The sequence below is a fragment of the Pseudomonas sp. ok266 genome (genome assembly GCF_900110195.1).
In the GTDB taxonomy this organism is placed as follows: Bacteria; Pseudomonadota; Gammaproteobacteria; order Pseudomonadales; family Pseudomonadaceae; genus Aquipseudomonas; species Aquipseudomonas neuropathica.
This window is the reverse complement of the sequence record NZ_FOCU01000007.1, coordinates 194,648-216,638: the sequence shown is the minus strand read 5'-3', so window position 1 is coordinate 216,638 and position 21,991 is coordinate 194,648. Positions and strand designations below refer to the sequence as shown.

Genomic DNA, 21,991 nt, shown 5'->3' with positions numbered 1-21,991 from the left:
CTGCCCCTTTCGCGAGCAAGCTCGCTCCCACAGGGTTTACGCTAGACGGAAGCCTGTAACAGCCACTCCTTGAACGCTGTCATCGCCGCTGTTTCAGGGCGCGACTGCAACCGCGTCAACCAGTAACTCCCCGTCGTAATCTCAATCGCAAACGGCTGACAAATCGCCTCCGCCGCCAGTTGCCGGGCGAACATCATTGGTGGCGCCAACGCCACACCACTGCCCTGCAACGCCGCTTCCATCATCGCCAGCGACGAATCGAACACGATGCTCTGCGGCGGAGCAGCCTGGGTCGCCAAACCGGCCGCCTGAAACCATTCCGGCCATTCATCGGTGCGATAGGAACGCAGCAGCGTCTGTTGCAGCAAATCCCCCGGCGATTGCAATTGCCGAGCGATCTCCGGCACGCACAACACCGACAGCGGCGCATCGAGCAAACGCGTCGCCTCGATGCCATGCCACGCCCCGGCACCGAAGCGAATGGCGTAATCCAAACCTTCAGCGGCGACATCCACGCGATTGTTGTTGGTCGACAGCCGCAAATCTATGAGCGGATGTTTCGTCCGGAAGTCCGCCAGCCTCGGCAACAACCAACCCACGGCGAACGTACCCACCGCGCCAACGGTCAACATTTCGCGGTACTGTCCGCCAGCGAGGCGTTCCAGAATCTGCGCGATGTGATCGAAGGAGGTGCTCAGCACCGGCAGCAAGGTTTCACCCTCACTGGTCAGCATCAGCCCACGGGGCAGGCGTTTGAACAGGGTGACGTTGAGTTGCGCCTCGAGGCTTTTCACCTGATGGCTGACCGCAGCCTGAGTGACACACAGCTCCACGGCGGCGCGGGTGAAGCTCAAATGCCGCGCCGATGCTTCAAAGGCACGCAGTGCGTTGAGCGGCAATTGCGGTCGAATCATGCCCAGTCCCAAATTTTTCTAATGGCTCGTGCGAGTTTTCGTCGTTTGTCGATTGGCGTCGCGCTGACTAGATTGGCGGCGCTGTTCAGTTGCCCAACGAAGAAATCGCCCGCAGTGTAGCGGGATAACATCATCAGCACTCATGGAGAGTGGTTCATTCATGTCATCCATTCAATCGAGCAAAGTCATTTCCTGCGCCGCTTTCGGTCTGCTCTTCGGCACCAGTGCCTGCTTCGCCGCCGTACCCGACGATGCGCAACTGTCAGCGCTGGTCAACGCAGCGGTGACGCCGGTGATGCAGCAACAGAACGTTCCCGGCCTCACCGTAGCGCTGACCATCAACGGCAAGGCGCATTACTTTAACTACGGCGTCGCCAGCAAAGACACCGGACAAAAAGTCAGCGAAAACACCTTGTTCGAAATCGGCTCGGTGAGCAAAACCTTCACCGCCACCCTCGCCGGTTACGCCCTGGCGACGGGCAAACTCGATCTGTCGACCAAGGCCAGTCAGCTCTGGCCTGAGCTGAAAGGCAGCGCCTTCGACAACATCAGCGTGCTGCAATTGGGCACCTACAGTGCCGGCGGTTTGCCGCTGCAATTCCCGGACAGTGCGGATTCGTCTGACAAGATGCTCGGCTATTTCCAACAGTGGAAACCGGTTTATCCGGCAGGCAGTCATCGCCAGTATTCAAATCCAAGCCTTGGATTGTTCGGTTATCTGGCGGCGAAGAGCCTCGGCCAGCCGTTTGATCAGGCGATGACCCAAACCCTGCTGCCTAAACTCGGTTTGCAGCACACTTACCTCAGCGTGCCTGCCGCGCAAATGGACCTGTATGCGCAGGGCTACGACAAGAACGGCAAACCGGTGCGCGTCACGCCCGGTGCGCTTGACTCGCAGGCCTATGGCGTGAAAACCAGCGCGGTGGACATGCTGCGTTACGTTCAGACCAACCTGAAGCCTGAAACGCTTGAAGCGTCCCTGCAAAAAACCATCGCCAACACCCACACCGGTTACTACACCGTCGGCGACATGACCCAAGGCCTCGGTTGGGAAATGTACCGCTACCCGATCAGCCTCGACCGTTTACTGGCGGGCAACTCGACGGAAATGGCCATGGAGGCGCACAAGGTGCAGTGGCTGAACCCGCCGCAACCGCAGCCGCATGACGTGCTGATCAACAAGACCGGCTCTACCGGTGGTTTCGGGACTTACGTGGCGTTTGTGCCGAGCAAGGATGTTGGCATCGTGATCATGGCCAACAAGAACTTCCCGATTCCTGAGCGGGTGAAGATCGCCCATAAGATTCTCAGTGCTGTCGCCGATTAAAAGTTTCGCGTCAGACAATAAAAATGGGCGACCTTTCGAGGTCGCCCTTTTTCGTTTCAGCCTTTAAAGCTGCGCCTGCAACTTCCAGCCGATGACATCCATCAAGTCGCAACTGTCCCGCAACGGGATCGCCATCACCCGGGCGAAATCCTGTAGCAGTAATGCGTCGTGGCCCTTGCCGTCACCGAGCGCCAGTGTCTCCATCAATTGCGTCACACAGCGCAAACGGTAAGCCGCCGTGCCATGCAGCACATCCACCGGCGCCTCGCGGTCGATCAGCAGAGCAGGAATCTTGCAGTCGATCCCGGTAATTGGAATGTATCGCGCCATGTTTGAACCTCCCTGTTCAATGTTGCGTCGCCGCCGGTGGATCGAGATTGTCCAGCGCTCGGTTGACCAGCAACTCGCCGAGTACGGCCAACTGCTGAATCGACAAGGCAAGGCTACGCGGCGAACCTTGCAGTTCAGCGGCCAGGTCGGTGGTCAGGACGTTCAATGAAGCGAGGGTTTCGCAAGCGTGGCAGAGCAGCGTGGGCGTATCGATATCGGGGAGGATGGTGAAGAGGTGGCTGATGGGATCGGGGTGACGGGGGTTGCGTAAGCGGGGGTTGTTGGCGTCGAAGGACCCTGAATCCATGGGGGATTCGGGGGGACTTGGAGTGTGTTTTTTCATTAGTAAATCCTCGGGACATTCAAAGAAAAAACTGCCGAACTCACTTCCACGAGAGGGTGGCAGCTTTGCGCAGGGGTGGAAGTCCGGGGAAACCCGAGGAACCCGGTGCACTCGAGAGTGCTCCTGCGCATCGCTGCCATAAGCAAACAATGTTGGCATAAAAACCACCAACATGTGTTTACAGGCGCAACGCGCTCTCGGGAATCACCGGACTTCCACATCCGACCACTGTGTTTTGCAGCGGCCAAAGAAGACTATCCCTCCTCTCCCAACCCCACCAGTTCACCACCGCCGCCGCGACTTGCAGGAAAAATCCGCGAGACCCGAAGGAGCTTTGTGTAAGACATTTCGGCCGGCACATGCTGCAACGACTTTGTATTAGCGAATGAATTTGTTGTATCTACACTGCATCGAGTCAATCTTTGGACGAGGATGGCGTCGGGCAAAAAACAGTCATTCGAAGGGCGCAGTGATGGAAATCAAAAGTTTGAAACTTGCGGATGTCGGACACTTTGGCGACATGGATATTCAGTTTGCCCCTACCCCAACACACCGTTCGAACATCACGGTGCTGGTGGGAAACAACGGCAGCGGAAAAACCACCATTCTCAAATCCCTGAATATTTGTCTGAGCTGGCTGATCGCAAAAATTCGCTCCAATAAAGGCAATGGCAAATACCTTGTCGATGAAGATATTCGCAACGGCGCCTCAGGAGCTGTCCTCTCGATTGGCATCACCGACGTTTCACATCCGCGCGCAGCTGAGAGTGGTGCGGGTTCCGAAAACGAATTGTTCGTATGGGGCGCTGCCCGAAGTCGCCAAGAAGGTGCAATTTCGGGCCGTGGATATTTGAACGAAGTCAAACTGCTTGCAAACCACTACCGCACTCAACTCACCGCCGACGATAGCGCCTCACTCCCACTGATCGCTTATTACCCAGCCGAACGTTGCGTTCTCGACATCCCGCTTAAAATCAGCAGCAAACAAGCCTTCGATCAACTCGACGGCTACGACACCAATTTTCATGGGGGTGCCGATTTTGGCAGTTTTTTCGAATGGTTTCGTGAACGCGAGGACAGCGAAAACGAAGACGGGATTTCCGATACCGCACTGGCCGAAATCGCGGAAAAATTCGGTACTGACAGCGACGCCTGGAAAACGCTGGCCAATGTGAAAACCTCCACTCGCGATCGCCAATTGACTGCCGTTCGTTCGGCCCTGACTGCATTCATGCCGGACTTCACTAACCTGCGCGTGCAACGCAAACCGCATTTGCATATGGCTATCGACAAGCATGGCGCGACATTCAATGTTACTCAGCTCTCGCTTGGCGAAAAGTCGATGATTGCGTTGGTGGGTGACATGGCCAGGCGTCTGGCGATGATGAATCCATCGATGGACAACCCGCTGCACGGTGGCGGCATTGTTCTGATCCACGATGTGGAATTGCGCATGGATCCGCAATGGCAGCTCGGTCTGATTGCACAGTTAAGTACGACCTTTCCCAATTGCCAGTTCGTGTTGACCACGCATTCTCCACTGGTCGTAGGTGATACCAAAGGTGTGCTGGTTTACCTGCTTGATGAGGGCGATAGCCGTGGGTAGACAGGTTGCAGTGAGGCTTCGGTGTCCGCAAATATGTAGGAGTGAGCCTGCTCGCGATAGCGGTGTATCAGTCAACGCTGATGGTGACTGATACACCGCTATCGCGAGCAGGCTCACTCCTACAGGGGACGCGTTTTATTCAGTGACTGTGCGATCAATCATCCGGCATTTCCGGCGGCTTGCTCGGTTTCGCAGGCTTGGTCGGCTTCGCGTTCTTCGCGCCTTTGGCAGGTTCCGGCGTAGCAGCGACCGGCACCTGAGCCGCAGCGGCTGCTTCCTTCTCGGCCATCGGCATGGCATCGATGGTGTCGAAGATTTTCTTCAAATCCACTGCCTTCGCTTCATCCCCCGAAGCCGAGAGTTTGGTCTCGCCGTCCTTGCCCACCAGGAACACTTTCGGATACGCCCCGGCGCCCAGTTTCAGCGAGCGCAGCAGCGCCATGGTGTCTTGCTGGCCCATGTCCTTGCCGTCGAGCTGGCCGGACATGTTGAGGATGGTGTAGACCTTGATGTTGCGGTCGGCTACGCCTTTTTTGTTCGCGGGGTCTTCCAGCGACTTTTTCAGGCTTACCCACACGGGGTCGACCGTGCTTTGTGCGATCACGATCAGCGGTCGGGCGCGGCCCATGTCCCCGGCGATGGGCGAATCGTTGTCAGCGGCGAACAAGGGGCCGGCAATCGCCAGCAAGAGTGTCAGGGTCAATGACCTGATGAGCATGCGCATCTCCTTTTGATATCCACGCTCTAATGATTGCGCATCGTGGCGATTGTTCCGGGACAACCCGGCAAATATCTTCCGCCTAGTCAGAAGCTTAGGACAGGCGCGACATTGCGCAACATATCCGAGGTGATCGCAACGCGGATTTGATTACCTTTTATGACCACATTAGGGTGGTGGTTCTGCCAATGGAATGGAGTTCAGCCACATGCACATCGATTACCTGTGCGATCACCGCGAATTGATCGAAGAACTGGCCACGCTCAACTTCAAGGAGTGGGGCGAGTTTCGTCCCGGGCAAACCGTCGAGGACCGTATCGAACACATGCGCGAATCCTGCGGCAAAGGCGCAGTGCCCAGCGTGGTGGTAGCGCTTGAGGGTTCACGTTTGCTGGGCGGCGCGCTGCTGATCGAAAGCGATCTGAAGCTGCGACCGAACCTGACGCCATGGCTGGCCGGGGTTTACGTGAAGGCTGAGGAACGCGGTCGCGGGATTGCTTCGCAACTGGTCAATCGAGTGGTTGCAGAAGCGGCGGCGCTGGGTGTGCCTGAGTTGTATCTGTACACCGACACGTCGCAGTCGCTATATGCGCGGCTGGGTTGGGAAGTGGTTGAAGAACTGGTGTACGACGATTTGCCGGTGACGGTGATGAAATACGCCATCCGCCGGTAAGAACCCCCGTAGGAGCTGCCGCAGGCTGCGATCTTTTGATCTTTAAAAACAACATCAAGAGATCGCAGCCTGCGGCAACTCCTACATGAGACCGTATTTGGCGGGGCCAGATCAGAACGCCAGTTTGTAGCCGATCAGCACCAGCATCGTCGCCAGGCACGGGCGCAGCACTTCATCGGAGATGCGTCCGGTCAGGTGACTGCCGAGCCAGATGCCCGGCAACGAGCCGACCAACAAGAAGCCCAGCACCCCCCAATCCATATTGCCCATGCTGGCGTGGCCGAGGCCTGCAACCAGGGTCAGCGGCACGGCGTGGGCGATTTCGGTGCCGACCAGACGGCGGGTCGGCAGTAGCGGATAGAGGATGAACAGCGCAACGGTGCCCAGGGCGCCCGCGCCGATCGAGGTCAGGGCGACCATGGTGCCGAGAATCAGACCGGTGATCACAGTCATCACGTTCAACCGCGAACCGCTCGGGTTGTAGTTGCCGCCGGCGCGTTTGTGGGCGAAGTCGAGCAAGCGTTTCTTGAAGAAGATCGCCAGCGCCGTGGCGAACAGGACGAAGCCCAGCGCCTGCTTGATGATGGCGTTCATCGCGTCCGGCGCGGTGTGCAGGGTGCTGAGGAACCACAAGGTCATGGCCACCGCCGGCACACTGCCGAGGGTCAGCCAACCGGTGATGGCCCAGTCGATGTTCTTGTTTTTGCGATGGACGAGGACGCCACTGGATTTGGTAATGGCGGCGTACAGCAGGTCAGTGCCCACCGCCGTTGCCGGGTTGATGCCGAACCACAGCAGGATCGGCGTCATCAACGAACCACCGCCGACACCAGTCATGCCGACAATAAAACCCACCACCAGCCCGGCAATCACCAGGCCGAAATTTGCCAATTCCATTAAACCGTCCAGAAAAACGACAGGAAAATCTGGCCCGCAGCATAGCGATTTTTCTTATAACCACATATATCGATGCGGTCTATCGTTATGCCATATCGAGCTCACCATCGCTTTACTGTAGGAGTGAGCCTGCTCGCGATAGCGGTTTATCTGTAACGAGTCCAGTGACTGAAACACCGCTATCGCGAGCAGGCTCACTCCTACAAGGGGATCTCGGTGTGCCGCAGATCAGTGCACCCGCCGTCCCGGTTTGAAGCTGTGGTGTTTGTTGACCCACACCGTGGCCAGCGCGATCAGCGACAAAATCAGCAACGCCCACGGAAACGACATCGCCCCGGCCCGATCGAGCAACAAGCCACCAAACAACCCGCCACCGGCGATCGCCACGTTCCAAGAGGTTGTGAGCATCGCCTGCACCACGTCGACGTGATCACCGGCCGAGTCCGCCGCCGAGGTCAGCAGCAACGTGGCCGAGCCACCAAACGACAGGCCCCACACTGCCATGCAGGCATAAATGATCAGCGGTGACGGCGCTGCCACTGCCAACACCAGTGCGGTCAGCGCAAACACCGCGAGGCTGATCAACGTCAGCCAGCGCAACCAGCGATCCACCAGCAGACCAATGATCCAGATCCCGCCCAGCGAACACAGGCCAAACACCAACAGCACCAGATCAACGCGATCGGCGAGACCGGCCTGCATCAGAAACGGCGCGATGTAGGTGTAGAGAATGTTGTGTCCGAGCATCCACGTCAGCACCACGAACAACACCGGTCGCACACCCGGCAGGCGCAGCGATTCGAGCAGCGGCAGACGCTCGTCACTGGCCTGCCCCGGACGATCCGGCACCGCGATCATGATCCACGCGGCCAGCACCAGAGCCAGCGCCGACATGATCCCGAACGACGCACGCCAGCCGATCAGATTGCCCAGCCACGTCCCCGCCGGCGTGCCCAGTGAAAGCGCCACCGGGGTGCCAAGCATGGCAATCGCCAGTGCTCGACCCTGTTGATGCACTGGCACAATGCCGCGCGCATACCCGGCCATGATCCCCCACGACAGCCCCGCCGCCATCCCGGCGAGAAACCGCGAAGCCAAGGTCAGACCGTAATGGCTGGAAAACGTGGTGACGGTGTTGAATATCAGAAACCCGCCGACCGTCATCAATAAAACCCGGCGCCGAGGCCAGCCGCGTGTGGCGACGGTCAGCGGAATCGCCGCGACAATCGAACCCAGTGCATACAGCGTCACCAGTTGCCCGGCGAAGACTTCGCTGACGTTGAGCCCGGCACCGATTTGCGGCAGCAGTCCGGCAGGCAGGGTCTCGGTGAGAATGGCGATGAACCCGGTCATGGCGAACGCCAGCAACGCGGAATAGGGCAGTTTGTCCGCACGGGCGGTGCGGTCGACGCGGCTGAAATCGGCGCTTGCAGGGTCGGTCATGACGGGTGCGGCTCCATTTTGATCAATAGCGGTGACGGATTGTATACAAAAATCACCTGCACTATTGATTCAATGTGGGAGCGAGCCTGCTCGCGAATGCGGTCTTTCAGGCACTGAAGTGTTGATTGATCCACCGCTTTCGCGAGCAGGCTCGCTCCCACATTGGATCTCTGCACTCACTGCACCGGCAGGAAATTCAAAAACAACAAACTCTGCGCGTAGTTAAGGCCGATCCGCCGGTAACGCTCATCAAGCATCTGCGTGATCAGATCCAGTCGCGCAACGATTTTGCCGAACTCGGTGGCGAAGCTCAGGTTGCTGCCCTCCTCCGAGATCTCATTGGAAAACAGTAGCGGCTGGCCTTCTTTGTTTTGTCGCTGGGACAAAATCCACGTGGCTTTTTCGATATTGCGTGCAGCGTTGTGAACGAACGTCGGGTTGATCGCGTCCGTCATATAGAACTCGGTGCGATTGCCATGGGCGGTGACCAGCATGCTGCCGATCGCATAGATGAATGCGCCGACGCGGTCACCAAGAAACTCCGGGCTCATCGCATAGCTCAGCGCCGCCAGATCCTTGCGACCACCCAGCACCGGCAGCGGCTGTTGCTGCTCGACGGCCATCCGCACCTGTTTCACCGCAGCATGGATGTTGAGAAACCCTGACTTGCGCAGCTCGTCCGGGTTGCGCAGGTACAGCTTGGCTTGCAAGCGGTAAAGACTGCTGAGGTTGTCGCGCATCGCCAGCGTGGCCATGCGGTCGACGCTGGTCTGCAGGAATTCCTGCGGCTTCCCTTCACGCATCTGGTTGAAGAAGCCGTTGCCGTCCTGGTGACTGCAACCGCTGAACAGCAGCGACGACAAACACGCCAGCAACAGGCACGGGCGGCGGAAAAAAGCAGCGATCAGGGCAAAAACTCTCGGCATGAAATCTCGAACAGGCACATTCCTGTGCGGCGGGAGTCACCGCATCCTGGCCATGGATAGAGCCGCCGATTGCGAAAAAGTGCAGTGCGCCGAATGCCCGGTCGTCCTTCCACCTACTACGACCTGCAATTTAGTCTGTCTTTATTATTGAAATAAACGATTAATCAGCTATAAATTTTCACCTGATGAGTATTTAGTATGACTACTTTGTTTTTTCGGTGATTAACATACCGATAGAACGCCGCTTTCAAAAACAACAACAAAAAGGAAGGTCTACCATGCTTCAATCCCGTCACCTGCTCTCCGGCCTCGGACTGTCCCTGATGATCGCCACTCTCTCCGCCAACGCGGCCGGCCTCAGCGCCGAACACAAAGCTTTCGGCAAAACCAATGACGGCACGCCCGTCGAGCAATACATCCTGCGCAACAGCCACGGCATGCAAGCCACCGTCATCACCTACGGCGCGACCCTGCAATCGCTGAAAGTCGCCGACAAGCACGGCAAGTTCGACGACGTCGTGCTCGGCTTCGATGATGTACAGGGTTACCAGAAAGGCACCGCCTACTTCGGCGCAACCATCGGTCGCTTCGGCAATCGCCTCGCCGAAGGTGCCTTCGAACTCGACGGCAAGCGCTATCAAGTGCCGCAGAACGACAAGACCAACGCGCTGCACGGCGGCCCGCTGGGCTTCGACAAGAAAGTCTGGAAGGCACAGGAAACCAAGGACAAGGATTCGGTCGGCGTGACCCTGACCTATCTGTCGGCGGACGGAGAAATGGGTTTCCCCGGCAACCTCACCACTGAGGTGACCTATCGCCTCACCGACAACAACGAACTGCGCATCGACTACAAGGCCAGCACCGACAAACCGACCGTGCTCAACCTGACCAACCACAGCTACTTCAACCTCGCCGGCGCCGGCAATGGCGACATCCTCAAACAGGTCGCCACCCTGCACGCCAGCCATTACACCCCGGTCACCGCCAAACTGATCCCGACCGGCGAACTGGCACCCGTCGCGGGCACACCGATGGACTTCAGCAAACCCACTGCGATTGGCACGCACATCAAGGCTGATCATCCGCAGCTAAAATTTGCCGAGCCGAAACAGGGTGGGTTTGATTTCAACTGGGCGCTGGATACCAAGGGCGATATCGGCAAAGTTGCGACTGAGGTGAGTGATCCGCAGTCCGGTCGTGTGCTGCAGCTGTTCACCACGGAACCGGGCGTGCAGTTCTATACCAGCAACTTCCTCGACGGCACCGTCAAGGGCAAGGGTGGCAAGGTGTATCCGCACTGGGGCGCGTTTACCCTGGAGACTCAGCACTATCCGGATTCGCCGAATCAGCCGGACTTCCCGAGTACTCGGCTTGATCCGGGGCAGACTTACAGCCACAGCGTGGTGTTGAAGTTCTCCGCAAAATAACCTGCCCGTGCACCTGATCGTTCCCACGCGCAGCAAAGGCACGCAGCCCGGGACGCTCTGCGTCCCTTGAGGCATTCCTTTGCTGCGCGTAGGAACGATCAACCATCAAGGGATTAAAGACCCACCCGCTCCAATCCCTGGCGCATGCCTTGATCCGCCTGCTCACACCACTGCTTCAGCGTCAGACTCGGCGGCAGATTGGCCTCCAGGGTTTTGTATTGACCATCGTCCAATACCTCACCCTTGCGACCATGGGCCTCGTTCTTATCGCCGTCGCTCTTGTCCATCTGCCCTGGAATACCGGCAACAAACGCCACCATTTTATTGGCGTTCACCGCGCTTTCAGCTTTCAGGAAACCTTTGTCGACGCAATGGTTAATCAGCCCGGACATGTTGCGCCCAGTGTCGTACATCCCTTTCAACGTAGCGGCGTCCAGCTCTTCTGCGTGAGCGACATTGACAGTGCCGATAGCGGCGGTCAGTGCGAGGATCAATGCGGTGTTCTTCATGTTTATTCCTTTAATGGATGAAGCCAGGTTGTTTACTTGCAGTATTCCTGAGGGCGAACAAAGAGCTCACCCTCGCGGATTCAACTGACCACCGCTCCTTTCGGGCCACTGGCAATCAGCGCGGCCCCGCAAGCGGTCTTCATGCCGTCCAGCGCGATGGGCGTTCCATCGACGGTGTAAGTGCTGCTGCCTTCGGCAATTGGAAAAATGCCTTTGCACAGAGGACAGCTGACTTTGTGGCCAACCCCGGCGATGGGCTTGCCGTTGAGGTCAGTCTGGGAGAAAGCTTCGAGGACTTTGCCACCGTGAGTGGTGGAGTCGCCCAGACGAATGGCGTCTTTCATGTTGTCATTCCTTCGACTATAGGGTTGGTTGCAATCTCACACCGTTCGCTTCGTTGAGCCATTCATAGGAGAGATATTAAGGGTATGCTACGTTTTATCAATCTTCAAAAACGTGGTCTCGCCCTGCGAGCTTCGTAACTTTTCAGAACTAAAAACAGATTATTCCGTTGCACTTTGACCGAGATAAAACCTACACACGGAAGGCCTCATTTAAACCAACCTCATTATCCTCGTCTCCATACTCTAGGCACCTGAAATTTCTTCCATTGAGTGCTGTAGTAAGTAGGGCGTGAAGTTCTGCTGATTGGAAATTCACTTGGAGCCACAAGGATCCATCATCCCCATAGATCAGACGAGCATCGTAAGTTTCACTGTTACTTAACGGGTGACCCTTCAAATAAAGATCACCGTTTCCGCCCGAACACAAGCGCTACTAGCTTTGACAACGTCGATGACATGCTGAGCTATAAAGCTGTCGCCAAATAACAATTTGCATTCATAACTCATGATCCGTGTGGTCTCCACCGTTTAGGCGTAGGCAGCTTTGATGACATATGAATATGAAGTGCTTAACCAAGACTTTTTACTGGGACAGACTACGTTTAATTAATTATAAAAACGCAGCCCACCTGCGAAAACGCTCTTTATCCCGACCTGTCTCCATGACCCACTTCAGGGGTTACTCAATCAATGAGCTAGTAGTGGTAAAGAAGCCAATGACAGGCACTCCCCTAGACGAAATGACTCGATATCTGAGTGCTGCAGACAAGCATCCTCATATGCAATATTTTCCCCACCAGCAATATCAGACAAATATCTGTCGATTGCGACAAAATCACAATCTGAGGGAATATCCACTGTAAACAGCGACATTTCCTGACTAACTGAGCACGAGGCACCTAACTGATGAAGATGAGCGATTATTTTACTTTTCTCTTCAGTATCACTGGCAAAAACTCTGACAGTCGAATGGCCGCCCTGTTTTGCGACACGCACAGCTATCATCTCATCGCCACTGGACTTTACCTGCACGGAATCTCCCTTACTCACGCCATAAACGTAATAGGGAGTATTGTCTAAGGTATAGGTGCCATCACCGGCATAGATGCCCCAAATCGACTCAGCGGATACAGGAGGATAATCATCCTCGTCAGGCGTTAACTCAAAGACAATCTTGTGAACAATGTCGTTCATGTCCATACACTCCGGGTGAGGAGCCGCTCGCAGACTGTGCTTGACTAACAGTCAAAAAACTTGACCCGCCCACTAAGCGCTCTGACAAGACCAACCTCTATACCACTCGAACTCCGCCACCAACTTTACTCGCCAAAACTCATCAGGGACAGACTGGATTTAAATAGTATTAAAAACGTGATCCGCCCGTTAAAAACTCTTCATTCGTAAAACTGTTTCATAGTAGGCCTGACCAGTTCCGCGTAACCCTTATCGATTTTTTCCATTTCCAAGAAAGCTTCATCTTCAACGGCCTTAATCAGAGTCATAAAGTGTTTTCTTGACAATCTTTCACTCCAGACATTCAGGTAGCTTAAAGAAAGCGGCGAGTTGTAAAGATCGTTAAATATCGCACAGATCGCGTCAGGAACGTCCTTCATAATATTTTTTATATATTTATCCCACTCGGACGATGAATACTCCCATCGCTCATGAATTTCTTCCCAAGCAAGATCTGTTTCTGTGTCTAAAGGCACTTCCATAAGCTGAGCCTGAATGACTGCCTCGATTAATTCGTCAGAAATTTCAATCTGGAAGTCATCGGTATTCAACCAATATATCCTGGCAGACACACTCTTTATAAGTTGAATCGAATTGGCGCTCTGGCTTAGCGCCCGCTGGTTAGCAATTGAGTCAAGCTCAGCAAATCTTCCAGAAATTGAATCGCTGAGCATTGAGAGCTTTTGGACAAAATCGTTTTTTGTCTTATTTATTCTTTCCTCTCTAAAATCTGCATCGTAGTAATAGTCAGCATCTCCATTCATTAACTCCAGAGTCGCCGCTCTGGCGATATTCTTTATGCCATCAAGATTATCAGCAAACCGCTCCCCTAAGAGCATTGCTGAAAAGCAGTCGGTGCTCGCAATAAAAATAATATGATCAAAATTCATTTATCGGCCCGCTGGAGCTGTAGGGATCTTTGCATGAGCCATCTCACGTATGCGAGTTGGCACTCGATAGTACTTATCGCACCCATCACTGTCGAATTTATTAATATCACCCTGCAGACTCATTTGGAGATCTTTCGCCGCCTGCACATGGCCATCATAGGAACCCTTGCCTCTCAGAGGCCCAACTGCCATTTTATTCTTGGGCGCAAGTCGATAAAGATCGTACTTATCTTCATGTAAGTGATCAACACGCTCTTGTAATCCTCGGGCACCATTTGCCGATTTTGTTCCTTCCGACTTACGATATATCGCACTAAGATGAGCAGCGCATTTTTTCTTTTGGCAAGGTGTCAAGCCAAGAGGATCCATCCATCCAATCGGGTTTGGCGCATAGCTATACAGATTCAATCCACCTGCATAGCTGATCGGATCCTTACTAACAAACCGTCCAACCCCCGGATCGTAATACCGATACCGGTTGTAATGCAGTCCGGTCTCATGATCGTGGTACTGCCCCTGAAACCGTATCGGGTTCATAACGCCGTGCTGCTGCGCCCACTCCGATCGCTGTTCCGTCACCTGTCCCCACGCCTTGTACTGCGCGTTCCACGCCATGTTGCCTTGTGAATCGGTCAGTTCCTGCGGCGTACCCAAGTGATCACACTGGTACCAGCCCAACGCATCAAACGGTAATGCCGTTGACTTGTGATTCCACACTGGATCTTCATCAAGGCTGTATTCACCGCTGTAATCCGGCAGCCCCATCAGATCAATTGGCGCATGCCATACAGCCTGCGCAACAGGGATAAAAGTACCCGGTTCGAAAACGTAGTGCACCGTGCGACCCGGTTCGCCATCGCTTTGTGCAGGGCTGCTTTCAAAGGCGAGGGTGTCGCCGTCCCAGCCGTACAAGGTGAAGCCGCAGCCGAGTTCTCGCTGTTTGCGCGTGTGTTCGTTTCTGTTCCAGAGGGAACCTGCTTCAGGACGTTGTTTGTAGTGCGCGCGGGAGTTTTTACGCAGACGGCGTCCCAGTGCGTCGTAAGCGAATTCGACGGACAGTCGCGGATCTTCGAAATGCACCAGTCGATCAAACAGGTCCCAACGCAGGTCGCTGCGTTGGCCGTTGTGCCAGCGCTGAATCTGGTTGCCGCGTTCGTCGTAGTCGTAGTGGCTGCCGGCGTATTCGCGCAGCAGGTTATCGACCAGTTTGCTGCGCGGTGGGGTCAGGTCCAGTGGTCGACGAATCTCTGTCGCCTTGTCATCCAATAGGTTGCCGGCCGGGTCGAAGGCGAAGGTTTCCACGCCTTGGCGTGTGGTGGCGCTGAGCAGTCGGCCAACGGGATCGTAGCGATAGGCGAGCGGGCCGCGGCGGCTGTCGTTGATGTCGGTCAGTTGGCCGGCGGCGTCGTAGCTGTACTCGCGCTTGAGCAGCGTAGATTTGTCGTCGCTGCGTCCCAGCAGTTGTTCTTGCAAACGGCCGGCCGGGTCCCAGCTTTGGGTTTGCAGCAGGTGGTTGCCTTGATGGCGGGCGACTTCGCGGTGCAGGTCGTCGCGTTCGTAGCCGATCAGTTCGTGTTCATCAAGGCGCAGGCCGAGCAGGTGGCCGCTGCCGTAAGTCAGCCAGCTGACGCGGTGGCCGTCGGGGCGCACGGTGGCGACTCGCTGGTTGAGCACGTCATACTCGTGGTGCCAGATCGCGACGGTGGGTTTTTCCAGTCCGAGGTAATGTTGGTGTTCGCGCAGCAGATTGCCGGCCGGGTCGTGGAACCATTGCAGGCGGCTGTCGGCGTTGTCGGCCAGTACCATGTTGCCGTTGCCGTCATAGGCGAAGCTCTCGCTTTGCGACTGATCGCCTAAGGTCGCTCGGCGTTCGGTCAACCGGCCCATCGGGTCGAAGCTCACCGAGATGACGCGCTCACCGTTGATTGTTTGGGCCAAGCGCCCGGTGAGTGGGTCGTACTGATAACGCGTGCTGCAGCCGTCGAAGCTTCTTTCTTCAAGCAGGCGCCCGACCGGGTCGTAGTGAAAATAGGCGCGTTGTTCATTTTGATTTTCCAATACGAGTAACTGACCAAGGCGGTCCCAACGATAACGCAGGGTTTGCTCGGCGGCGTTAACGCGTTCGGCGACCATGCCGGCTGCGCTGTAACTCCAAGTGGTGCAACGATCGAGAGTGTCGACATGCGCTAACAGCCGACCTTCGGCGTCGCGCTCAAAGCGCTCTTCGGTCTTGTCCGGGTGCTTGATCAGCACCAATTGGCCAGCCTTGTATTCGTATTCGGTGGCGTTCCCGGCGGCGTCGGTGAAGCAGATCATCTGCCCCAGTTCGTTGTATTCCCACGCGCTGGTCTTGCCCGAGCAATCGACGTATTCGACCAGTTGCCCGGCGTCGTTGTAGTCGAGGGTTTTTTCGTTGCCGTTAGCGTCCTTGATCGCGGTGGGCTGGCCGGATTTGTTGTAGGCGTATTCGGTTTTGTTGCCGAGCGGATCGAGCGCTTCGACCAGATTGCCTTGGTCGTCATAGGCGCGTTGCCACTGCCCGCCCTCGGCGTCGCTGATCTTGATCAGCAGGTCCTGATCGTCGTAGGCGTAATGCATCACTGTGTGATCGGCGCGGATGTGCTCGAGCAGGTTGCTGCGTTCATCGTAGCTGTAGCGATCGGTGCTGCCGTCGGCATTGACGCGCCGCACGATATTCTTCGCCTCGTCGCGGAAGAACCATTCCGAACGCTCGTCCGCGTAGCGAATGCGGTAGGTGTAACCAAGGATGTCGTAGTAGTGCCAGGTTTCGTTGCCGAGAGCGTCGGTGACATAGGTCAGACGAATGTTCTCGTCCCACTCCAGACGCGTGTCGAAGCTGCCGTCATCGGCCCATTCGCGCACGGCTTTGGCCTTGGCGCCCGAACCGTCCCACCGCAGGTTCATGCCGCGCCCGGTGCGGTCGGTGTAGCGGGTAATCAGGTGATCCTCGAACTGATACGACCAGACTGTACCGTTCTCGTCCTGCGCCTGAATCAGGTCGCCATAGGCGTCGTACTGGTACGCACACAGCTGGCGCAGCGGTTCGCCGTCGACGATCTGCCAGAGGCCGATAAACCGGCCGTGATCGTCGATCATCGTGCCGAGGTGCAGATGGGCTTTGGTGAAATCGTTTTCCTGATAGGTGATCAGATCCGAGAGCAGTGAGTATTCGCCGTGACGATGTTCGTAATGCAGCATCACTCCGGCGCCGTTGCGCAGCGAAATGTTGCTCAGCACATAGCGCTGGCCATGGCGGACGTAGGTTTCCTTGCGCTCGAAACCACGGCACAGCAACAACTGATCTTCGCTGTTGCGGACCAGGGTGATGTTTTCAATGGCGTCGTAGTGAAACAGGCCGACTTTTGGCAGTGGATAGCTGTGGTCGCGGCCGTCAGTGCCGTAGAACGTCAGTCCATCGTCCACGCAGTCAAAGCGTGTGGTGAATTCGCTGATCCAGCGAGCGCCGAGTTCGCTCTGATCGTAGGCGTCGAGGCGGGAGTTGTAAGTGCGCGTCCATTCGATCGGGAAGGGACCGGGCAGGCTGAAATCCTTATGGCTAAGGCTTTCCGAACCCAAGGCAAAATTGATGCTATGCGTGGTGCTAGTGCAGGTGCCGTTTTTCTTCGGCTCGGGCGCGCCTTTCGCCGGAGCCTGTTGGCCATTGGATCCCAATTCACCATCAGACGCCGTGTGCTTTGCCTGACCGGTTTTGTCTGGATGGACTGCGGTGCTCTGGCCATGAGCATTGCGCTTGCGCCACAGTGTCACGGCACTGGAGAGGATAAACAGCAACCAGCCGATGGAGTTCTGCACCGATTCATCGTCGAGCTTGCTCAACTGAGTGCGCAGCTCCGGGCCCATTGCGCGCAGTTTTTTGGTTTCGTCGGAGACGTTTTTTTTGAAGTCATCGGGCACCAGATTTTGTGCCACGCTGTTGGCCAGGCCCTTGCCAGCCGCTTTATAAGCACTCGCGGCAGCCCCGAACACATTGCTCAATGACCCCAGCGGATCATTCTTGAATTGATCGGCTGCTGCGCTAGCCTGTGCGCCAGCCGCATTCAGATCACCTTTGGCATCCAGATTGCCGAAAGCTACCGCTTCGATGCCCTTCGCTATCTCGTTGATGACCTCTTCACCGAGCTTGCCAGCGTCCGCCAGGATGCCGGGCAACTTGCCTTTGGCCTGTTCGACGAAGTCGTCCAGAGTGCCGACAATCGAAGCATTCAGGTGCCCGATCAGCACCTCGATCACGGAGGTGCTGAGCAACAACTTGCTGCTCGCTTTCATCTCCTGACGTACCAGAAACAGCGTCGGGCGCAAAGTCATACGCGCAGCGGCCATCGACGGCGGCAAAGGCAATACGCCGATCAGGTTGATGCCAAGGCTGGCCCATGCGAGCAAGTCGCGTTGCTTGGCGTTCGACAGCGTGACGATGTCACCCAGCGCATCGACCAGCGCCATGATGTTGCCCACCACCGGCAGGAAGCCGGCGTAGTTCTTGATTCGATCAAGCGTGACCACGCCGTCAGTGGCCGATTGCAGCCACGCATCAAAGGTTGCCGCACTGCTGGCGACGTCCTGAATGTCGATGGCATTGAGTGGAACGATGGCAACTTGAGGTTCACGTTTTACAGCAGCTACTTCATTAGTCATGACAGCATCTCACCCGCCAACAGGCCCGGGGTTTTCAAGGAAGGTTTAGGCAGACTCGGTGCAGGCAGGCTCGGCAATTTTCCCGCCTTGCTCGCCTCCCCCAGAATCCCCGACGCACTCGGCAACGCCGCACTCGCCAACTTCGGCAATCCGGCCACCCCACCCTGCACCACACCTTTCACCTGCTGTGCTGTTTGCATCGCGCCTTGCGCGGTCTGCATTGCGTTCATCCCTGTTTGCGCCATGTCCTTACCCTTCTCCAACATCTCCCAACTCTTGCTCGGCAACACCTGCGCGACCATCGCCTGCACTTGGCTCGGCACGTCTTCAGCCCCCGGCGGATTCAACGGCCACTCCGGTTTTCCGATATAACTGCCATCGCTCCAGGTGTCCGCCGGATCCTTGCCGAACAGCACACGCGCCGGCCCCGGCGCAGCGCCGGCGACGCTGGCGAAACCCTTGCCATCGAGCTTGCCCTTGATGCTTTTGCCCAGCGCATCGATGACTTCGTAATCGCCGTCCTTGATGCCTTGGCGCCCGGCGTACTGGTTGAACAATTCCAGATTGCCCTTGCCCGGTTTCGGCGGTTCCGGGAATACCCCGGCGAGACTTTTCGCGCCGGTGTAGGCGAAGTTCGCCGCGTGCGCGGTGTACGGGCCGCTGGTGGCGTGGGTGATGCCGCCGGCGTTGTAGGTGGTGGCGCTGCCACCGCCCTGAATCACCAGTTCGGTCTTGGCGGTGATGGTGATGCGGTCGGCATTGGCGGTGATGTTGAGTTTGGCCAGCAGGTTGATGCTGTCCTTCAGCGCGCGCACATCGATGTCGCCGGACGCGGCGACCAGCCGCCAGCCCATGCTTTGCACGAACAGGCGCATGCCACGACTCGCACTGGCGAGCAGGCGTTTGCCGATCGACAGACTGGTGTGACCGGTGCTGCTCAGGGCCAGGTGTTCGCCGGTGGCAATGTGGCTGGAGCGTGGCGTGGTCAGGGCGATGCCGGCCGGGCTGGCGAGGACCAGATGCGGCTCGGTGAATTCGGGGAATTCGTTGGCGGTGAGGTTGGCCGGACCGCTGCCGAGTACGCCTTGGTGCTGGGCGTGCAGCGCTTTGGCGACGTCGTCCTGATCGCCGGCTTCCTGGGCCTGAAGCTCTTTGGCTTGCACGGCGAATCCGTCCTGCTGATCGCTGGCCGTCGCGAGGCGTTCAGCGGTTTCCGGCAAGTCTTTGTGGTGCTTGGATTCGTTCGGACGCGGCTCAGTGGTGATCAAAAGACCCGCACCCGCACGCACCGCACCGTGGCGGTCGGTTCTTAATTCGAACCCTTCGCCGCGCGGCTGGCCACCGCTCGGGCGCGGATGGGTCAGATAACCGAGGTTGATCGCACTCGCGCCGTGGTCGCTGCGCAGCGCAATACTGATCTCGCTGGTGGTGTCGTCGATGCGCAGTTCGTTGGCGCGGCTGCCCTTGTATTCCTTGCTCTTGACCGTAGCCAGTGTCTTGAAATCCGGCAGCTTGTACGGCGGTAGATTCGCGCCGTGGTACAGGCAACCGGTGATCAGTGGTTGATCCGGATCGCCCTCAAGGAAGGTGATCAACACCTCCATGCCGACCCGCGGAATGTTGATCGAACCAAAGGTTTCCGCGGCCCAACTCGACGCGACGCGCATCCAGCAACTGGTCATGTCGTCGTACTTGCCTTCGCGGTCCCAGAAGAACTGCACCTTCACCCGGCCGTACTGGTCGCAGTAGATCTCTTCGCCTTCCGGGCCGCAGACCACCGCGCTCTGGGTGCCGAGGACTTTCGGTTTCGGGTGATCGAGCGGCGGACGGTACGGCACATCCCACGGGATGGCGCTGAAGCGGTTGCGGTAGCCCTGGTGGAAATCGTCCTTGAGGTCGGTGGTGTCGCTGGTCACCGACTCTTCCAGTACTTGCGGTTGTTTGCCCTCGTGGAAGATTTCGGTGAGCAGCCACAGGTCGTTCCAGGTCGAGTTGGCGTGGTCGGTCAGGGCAAGGAAATGTCCGCTGACCAGAATCGGCTGATCGCTGTTGCCTTCGGCCAGACGGTAGTCGCTGCGATGGCGTTCCAGTGCGCGATTGGCCAGGTGTTTGCCGCGCTCGCGATCGACGAAACGGCCCGGGTAATCGTAGTCTTCGAGGTCGGGTTGGGCGCTGCTTTTGGCGTCGCTTTCCAGCTCGATCTTCGGTTTGACGAAGTCGTAATCGCGCCGCGTGGTGCGGCTGGTGCGGGTGGCCAAACGCAGGCCGAAGCGCTTGACCACTGGTTTGTCGGCGACCAGTCCGGAGTCCTGCTGATAGGCCACTGGCGCGAGTTTCGGGAACACCGTCTGGTCATCGCCGAAGGTAAGTTTGTGGCCGCTGGCGGTGTGCTGGAAGTGGTAGTGAATGCCCTCTTCTTCACACAGGCGCTGGATGAAATCCAGGTCCGATTCGTCGTACTGCACGCAGTAGATCCGTTCCGGATAAATCGCGCTGAGCTGGAAGTGGTAGTCGCTGGCGAGGATGCCGTGTTCTTCCAGGACCTGGCTGATGATCTGTTGCACGGTCATCTGCTGGAAGATGCGCTGATTGACCCGGTGCGCGAGGTACGCCAGTTGTGGGCGCAGAGAGATTTTGTAGCGGGTCAGGCGCTTGCCCGCCTCGCCTTGGGCAATGCTGTAGACCAGCCCGTGAATGCCAGTGCCGGTTGGCGACAGCTGAAGAAACGCCAGTTTGTGCAGCACGCTTTCGAGGTTGATCGAGGCCTTTTCGCTGACCAGTTCCAGCTCGAATTCGAACGGCGTGTTGAGGGCCTCACGACCGGTGAACGACAGCACTTGGAAATCGCTGTCGATGCCATCGACGGTCAGATTGAAATGAGGCTGGTTGGCCGGTGAGAACATCCCTTGTTCCTCGCGCAGTGCTGCGACGCGCAACAGCCCGTTGCGGGGCTATTGGCAAAAATTCTTTAGAAGTGAGTGCGCCCCGACCAGCGATGCCGGCCGGGGCGGTACAACTGTCAGCCGTGATTAAACGACTGGAGCGCGCCAGTCATCGGAACCCGAAGTACCGGAGACTTCGTGGGTCCAGGTGATTTTGCGGTAGGTGAACTGCACTTCTTCCAGGTGGGTGAAGTGCGCGTTGCCTGGATCCTGGCAGTTGTGCATTTTGTTGTTGATGGCGACGATGATCGCGTCTTCCAGTTTGGTGGTGTAGTAGTGCTCTTGGGTGCCTTGCGCCGAAGTGCGGTACCACTGGATAACGATTTCGCTCATGCGCTCGCCGGAGGTCAGCGCCGCTTGCAGCAGAGGCGAAGCCTTGTCGTAGACCTTGGTGATGACCACTGGCTTGTGAACACGCTGACCGGTTGGCTGACCGGATTGCGGGTCACGCGGGATGATCACGTCGTGGGTGAAAGCCTGCACCATGACCTGGTCTTCGTGGCCTTCCTGGTAAGTATTGCCTACGGAGTCAGCGGTGAAGGCGCCTGCAGTGATCAGGCCTTGTTTTTCGCCGGTAACCGACATGTACGCTGGTGTTGCCATGGGATGCTCTCCTTGCTTGAAAGACATACCTCTCAGGCACCATTGTCTGAAAGGGATGGCTATGCGCCATCAAAGTTCATGCCAGCTTTTATGCAACCCATACAGATCAAGGCCCCGAGCTCATCGATTGATTTTTTCCTGTGACTAAGCCAATGAAAAACAAGGGAAAGTGCGCAACTTCTTGCGCAGTGG

Annotated in this window: 18 protein-coding genes; 4 read left to right on the top strand and 14 right to left on the bottom strand. The window is 57.0% G+C overall.

The features are described 5' to 3' along the window. Positions 1 to 41: 41 nt before the first annotated feature. Complete coding sequence (locus BMY54_RS14945; RefSeq protein ID WP_093433987.1) at positions 42 to 914, bottom strand: LysR family transcriptional regulator; 873 nt, start codon at positions 912 to 914, stop codon at positions 42 to 44. 160 nt (positions 915 to 1,074) lie between these two features. Here BMY54_RS14945 and ampC point away from each other — a divergent pair, with 160 nt between their 5' ends. Then, positions 1,075 to 2,241, top strand: coding sequence for a class C beta-lactamase (ampC, locus tag BMY54_RS14940; RefSeq protein ID WP_093433984.1), 1,167 nt, complete (start codon positions 1,075 to 1,077; stop codon positions 2,239 to 2,241). A gap of 63 nt (positions 2,242 to 2,304) precedes the next feature. On the opposite strand, the gene BMY54_RS14935 is transcribed toward ampC, so the two are convergent. Then, on the bottom strand, positions 2,305 to 2,571 hold the full coding sequence (locus tag BMY54_RS14935; RefSeq protein ID WP_093433981.1) for a hypothetical protein: 267 nt from the start codon (positions 2,569 to 2,571) through the stop codon (positions 2,305 to 2,307). A gap of 16 nt (positions 2,572 to 2,587) precedes the next feature. Beyond that, complete coding sequence (locus tag BMY54_RS14930; RefSeq protein WP_093433978.1) at positions 2,588 to 2,914, bottom strand: DUF6124 family protein; 327 nt, start codon at positions 2,912 to 2,914, stop codon at positions 2,588 to 2,590. 472 nt (positions 2,915 to 3,386) lie between these two features. Here BMY54_RS14930 and BMY54_RS14925 point away from each other — a divergent pair, with 472 nt between their 5' ends. Next, on the top strand, positions 3,387 to 4,520 hold the full coding sequence (locus tag BMY54_RS14925) for an AAA family ATPase (RefSeq protein ID WP_093433975.1): 1,134 nt from the start codon (positions 3,387 to 3,389) through the stop codon (positions 4,518 to 4,520). Positions 4,521 to 4,674: 154 nt separating this feature from the next. Here the strand turns inward: BMY54_RS14925 and BMY54_RS14920 are convergent, their stop codons facing one another. Further along, positions 4,675 to 5,238, bottom strand: coding sequence for a DUF4174 domain-containing protein (locus tag BMY54_RS14920; protein WP_093433972.1), 564 nt, complete (start codon positions 5,236 to 5,238; stop codon positions 4,675 to 4,677). Between the two features lie 208 nt (positions 5,239 to 5,446). Between BMY54_RS14920 and BMY54_RS14915 the strand changes: the two genes are divergently transcribed. Further along, positions 5,447 to 5,911: a GNAT family N-acetyltransferase gene (locus BMY54_RS14915; protein ID WP_093433969.1), complete on the top strand. Its 465-nt coding sequence runs from the start codon at positions 5,447 to 5,449 to the stop codon at positions 5,909 to 5,911. A 111-nt stretch (positions 5,912 to 6,022) separates the two neighbouring features. Here BMY54_RS14915 and BMY54_RS14910 read toward each other — a convergent pair whose 3' ends face one another. From BMY54_RS14910 to BMY54_RS14900, 3 genes are all read right to left on the bottom strand, one after another. Continuing rightward, positions 6,023 to 6,808, bottom strand: coding sequence for a sulfite exporter TauE/SafE family protein (locus BMY54_RS14910; protein ID WP_034154648.1), 786 nt, complete (start codon positions 6,806 to 6,808; stop codon positions 6,023 to 6,025). Between the two features lie 228 nt (positions 6,809 to 7,036). Continuing rightward, positions 7,037 to 8,251: an MFS transporter gene (locus BMY54_RS14905; protein ID WP_093433966.1), complete on the bottom strand. Its 1,215-nt coding sequence runs from the start codon at positions 8,249 to 8,251 to the stop codon at positions 7,037 to 7,039. A gap of 176 nt (positions 8,252 to 8,427) precedes the next feature. Then, on the bottom strand, positions 8,428 to 9,177 hold the full coding sequence (locus tag BMY54_RS14900) for a hypothetical protein (protein ID WP_093433963.1): 750 nt from the start codon (positions 9,175 to 9,177) through the stop codon (positions 8,428 to 8,430). 278 nt (positions 9,178 to 9,455) lie between these two features. On the opposite strand from BMY54_RS14900, the gene BMY54_RS14895 reads away from it, so the two are divergent. Continuing rightward, positions 9,456 to 10,604, top strand: a complete 1,149-nt coding sequence (locus BMY54_RS14895) for an aldose epimerase family protein (RefSeq protein ID WP_093433960.1) — start codon at positions 9,456 to 9,458, stop codon at positions 10,602 to 10,604. 113 nt (positions 10,605 to 10,717) lie between these two features. Here BMY54_RS14895 and BMY54_RS14890 read toward each other — a convergent pair whose 3' ends face one another. From BMY54_RS14890 to BMY54_RS14855, 7 genes are all read right to left on the bottom strand, one after another. Further along, complete coding sequence (locus BMY54_RS14890; protein WP_093433957.1) at positions 10,718 to 11,113, bottom strand: hypothetical protein; 396 nt, start codon at positions 11,111 to 11,113, stop codon at positions 10,718 to 10,720. A gap of 80 nt (positions 11,114 to 11,193) precedes the next feature. Continuing rightward, entirely contained in the window at positions 11,194 to 11,457 is a 264-nt protein-coding gene (locus BMY54_RS14885; protein ID WP_007918680.1) for a PAAR domain-containing protein, read from the bottom strand. A 687-nt stretch (positions 11,458 to 12,144) separates the two neighbouring features. Further along, positions 12,145 to 12,651 (bottom strand): DUF4265 domain-containing protein, encoded by a 507-nt coding sequence (locus BMY54_RS14875; protein ID WP_256573901.1) that lies wholly within the window; start codon positions 12,649 to 12,651, stop codon positions 12,145 to 12,147. Between the two features lie 200 nt (positions 12,652 to 12,851). Beyond that, entirely contained in the window at positions 12,852 to 13,580 is a 729-nt protein-coding gene (locus BMY54_RS14870) for a hypothetical protein (protein WP_093433951.1), read from the bottom strand. Then, positions 13,581 to 18,254, bottom strand: coding sequence for an RHS repeat-associated core domain-containing protein (locus BMY54_RS14865; protein WP_256573900.1), 4,674 nt, complete (start codon positions 18,252 to 18,254; stop codon positions 13,581 to 13,583). It lies immediately after the preceding gene. Next, entirely contained in the window at positions 18,251 to 21,157 is a 2,907-nt protein-coding gene (locus BMY54_RS14860) for a type VI secretion system Vgr family protein (protein WP_093433948.1), read from the bottom strand. The genes BMY54_RS14865 and BMY54_RS14860 overlap by 4 nt, the downstream gene beginning before the upstream one ends. A 126-nt stretch (positions 21,158 to 21,283) precedes the next feature. Next, a complete protein-coding gene (locus BMY54_RS14855; RefSeq protein WP_007949952.1) occupies positions 21,284 to 21,799 on the bottom strand; it encodes an Hcp family type VI secretion system effector in 516 nt (171 codons plus the stop codon). Positions 21,800 to 21,991 lie beyond the last annotated feature (192 nt).

Coding starts and splice junctions, on each gene's coding strand:
- BMY54_RS14945 (WP_093433987.1), bottom strand. CDS start 914: ATGATTCGACCGCAATTGCCGCTCAACGCACTGCGTGCCTTTGAAGCA.
- ampC (WP_093433984.1), top strand. CDS start 1,075: ATGTCATCCATTCAATCGAGCAAAGTCATTTCCTGCGCCGCTTTCGGT.
- BMY54_RS14935 (WP_093433981.1), bottom strand. CDS start 2,571: ATGGCGCGATACATTCCAATTACCGGGATCGACTGCAAGATTCCTGCT.
- BMY54_RS14930 (WP_093433978.1), bottom strand. CDS start 2,914: ATGAAAAAACACACTCCAAGTCCCCCCGAATCCCCCATGGATTCAGGG.
- BMY54_RS14925 (WP_093433975.1), top strand. CDS start 3,387: ATGGAAATCAAAAGTTTGAAACTTGCGGATGTCGGACACTTTGGCGAC.
- BMY54_RS14920 (WP_093433972.1), bottom strand. CDS start 5,238: ATGCTCATCAGGTCATTGACCCTGACACTCTTGCTGGCGATTGCCGGC.
- BMY54_RS14915 (WP_093433969.1), top strand. CDS start 5,447: ATGCACATCGATTACCTGTGCGATCACCGCGAATTGATCGAAGAACTG.
- BMY54_RS14910 (WP_034154648.1), bottom strand. CDS start 6,808: ATGGAATTGGCAAATTTCGGCCTGGTGATTGCCGGGCTGGTGGTGGGT.
- BMY54_RS14905 (WP_093433966.1), bottom strand. CDS start 8,251: ATGACCGACCCTGCAAGCGCCGATTTCAGCCGCGTCGACCGCACCGCC.
- BMY54_RS14900 (WP_093433963.1), bottom strand. CDS start 9,177: ATGCCGAGAGTTTTTGCCCTGATCGCTGCTTTTTTCCGCCGCCCGTGC.
- BMY54_RS14895 (WP_093433960.1), top strand. CDS start 9,456: ATGCTTCAATCCCGTCACCTGCTCTCCGGCCTCGGACTGTCCCTGATG.
- BMY54_RS14890 (WP_093433957.1), bottom strand. CDS start 11,113: ATGAAGAACACCGCATTGATCCTCGCACTGACCGCCGCTATCGGCACT.
- BMY54_RS14885 (WP_007918680.1), bottom strand. CDS start 11,457: ATGAAAGACGCCATTCGTCTGGGCGACTCCACCACTCACGGTGGCAAA.
- BMY54_RS14875 (WP_256573901.1), bottom strand. CDS start 12,651: ATGAACGACATTGTTCACAAGATTGTCTTTGAGTTAACGCCTGACGAG.
- BMY54_RS14870 (WP_093433951.1), bottom strand. CDS start 13,580: ATGAATTTTGATCATATTATTTTTATTGCGAGCACCGACTGCTTTTCA.
- BMY54_RS14865 (WP_256573900.1), bottom strand. CDS start 18,254: ATGACTAATGAAGTAGCTGCTGTAAAACGTGAACCTCAAGTTGCCATC.
- BMY54_RS14860 (WP_093433948.1), bottom strand. CDS start 21,157: ATGTTCTCACCGGCCAACCAGCCTCATTTCAATCTGACCGTCGATGGC.
- BMY54_RS14855 (WP_007949952.1), bottom strand. CDS start 21,799: ATGGCAACACCAGCGTACATGTCGGTTACCGGCGAAAAACAAGGCCTG.